Source organism: Vibrio genomosp. F10 str. 9ZD137, from assembly GCF_049974785.1.
Taxonomy (GTDB): Bacteria; Pseudomonadota; Gammaproteobacteria; order Enterobacterales; family Vibrionaceae; genus Vibrio.
Window position 1 is genome coordinate 1 of sequence record NZ_JBNGCJ010000039.1, and the last position, 2,046, is coordinate 2,046.

Below are 2,046 nucleotides of genomic sequence, written 5' to 3' on the forward strand. Positions count from 1 at the left end.
CGTAAAGGCGTGAACGGCGGTCTACTGAAGATTTTCTCTAAGATGGGGATCTCTACGCTGCAGTCTTACCACGGTGCACAAATCTTTGAAGCCCTTGGTATCAGCAAATCCGTGGTTGAAAAATACTTCACGGGTACTGTTTCTCGTATCCAAGGTTTAACGATCGATGATATCGCGAAAGAAGTACTGGTTCGTCACCGTGTTGGTTACCCAGCTCGTGAAATCCCAGCTCAGATCCTTGATGTGGGCGGTGTTTATCAGTGGAAACAACGCGGCGAGAAGCACTTATTCAATCCAGAAACGATTTCTCTACTTCAAGAGTCGACGCGTAACAAAGATTACGAACAGTTCAAGAAGTACGCAAAAGCCGTTGATGACCAAGGCGATAACGCGGCAACATTGCGTAGCCAATTAGCGTTCATTAAGAACCCAGCAGGCTCTATTCCTCTAGCAGAAGTAGAACCGATTGAAAAAATTCTGACTCGTTTTGCAACCGGTGCTATGAGCTTCGGTTCAATCTCGCATGAGGCTCACTCAACACTGGCTGTTGCAATGAACCGCATTGGCGCGAAATCAAACTCAGGTGAAGGTGGTGAAGATCCTGCGCGTTTCGAGCGTAAAGAAAACGGTGACTGGGAACGTTCAGCTATCAAACAAGTGGCTTCTGGTCGCTTTGGTGTAACATCTTACTACCTATCGAACGCTGATGAACTTCAGATCAAGATGGCTCAAGGTGCGAAACCGGGCGAAGGTGGTCAACTACCTGGTGATAAGGTTGATGATTGGATTGGCGCAACGCGTCACTCGACTCCGGGCGTAGGTCTTATCTCTCCACCGCCACACCACGATATCTACTCAATCGAAGATTTGGCCCAGCTGATCTACGATCTGAAAAACGCGAACCGTAATGGCCGTGTAAACGTAAAACTGGTTTCGGAAGCAGGCGTAGGTACGATTGCATCAGGCGTAGCGAAAGCGAAAGCTGACGTTGTACTTATCGCAGGTTTTGATGGCGGTACGGGTGCATCTCCGATGTCTTCTATCCGTCACACAGGTCTGCCTTGGGAACTGGGTCTAGCGGAAACGCACCAAACACTACTGAAAAACGGCCTACGTAACCGTATCGTTGTTCAGTCTGATGGTCAGATGAAAACACCACGTGACCTTGCCGTAGCAACGCTACTTGGCGCAGAAGAATGGGGCGTAGCAACAGCAGCACTTGTTGTTGAAGGCTGTATCATGATGCGTAAGTGTCACAAAAATACATGTCCTGTTGGTATCGCAACACAGAACAAAACTCTTCGTGAGCGTTTCGACGGCCGCGTAGAAGACGTCGTGACTTTCTTCCAATACATGGCTGAAGGTTTACGTGAAGTGATGGCTGAACTTGGCTTCCGTTCTATCGACGAAATGGTAGGACAATCTCACAAACTGAAAGTTCGTGATGACATCGGTCACTGGAAGTACAAGAACCTAGATCTAACACCAGTACTGCACATTGAGCAGGCTCGTGCTGAAGACGGTATCTACAACCAGACAAAACAGAATCACAACCTAGAAGACGTACTAGACCGTAAGTTGATTCAAGCTGCCATTCCAGCACTTGAGAAAGGCGAAGCCGTGAACGCGACCTTCCCTATCATCAACACGGATCGCTCTGCGGGTACCATGCTGTCGAACGAAATCTCGAAGGTTTACAAAGACCAAGGTTTACCACAACCAATGAACGTTAAGTTCCACGGTAGTGCGGGCCAATCTTTCGGTGCATTCCTCGCGAAAGGCGTTAAGTTCGAAGTCGAAGGTGACGCCAACGATTACTGGGGTAAAGGTCTTTCTGGCGGTACGTTAGTACTGTACCCAGATGCCAAATCGACGATTATCGCTGAAGATAACATTGTGGTGGGTAACGTATGTTTCTACGGTGCGACGTCTGGTGAATCTTACATCCGCGGTATGGCTGGTGAACGTTTCTGTGTTCGTAACTCGGGCGCAAAAGTCGTTGTTGAAGGTGTCGGTGACCACGGTTGTGAATACATGACTGGCGGT

Annotated in this window: 1 protein-coding gene; it reads left to right on the plus strand. The window is 48.6% G+C overall.

What is annotated here, in order from left to right; all coding sequences use genetic code 11:
• Positions 1-2,046, plus strand: a 2,046-nt coding sequence (locus ACP45E_RS00450) for a glutamate synthase-related protein (protein WP_241824225.1), incomplete at both ends; no start/stop codon positions are given.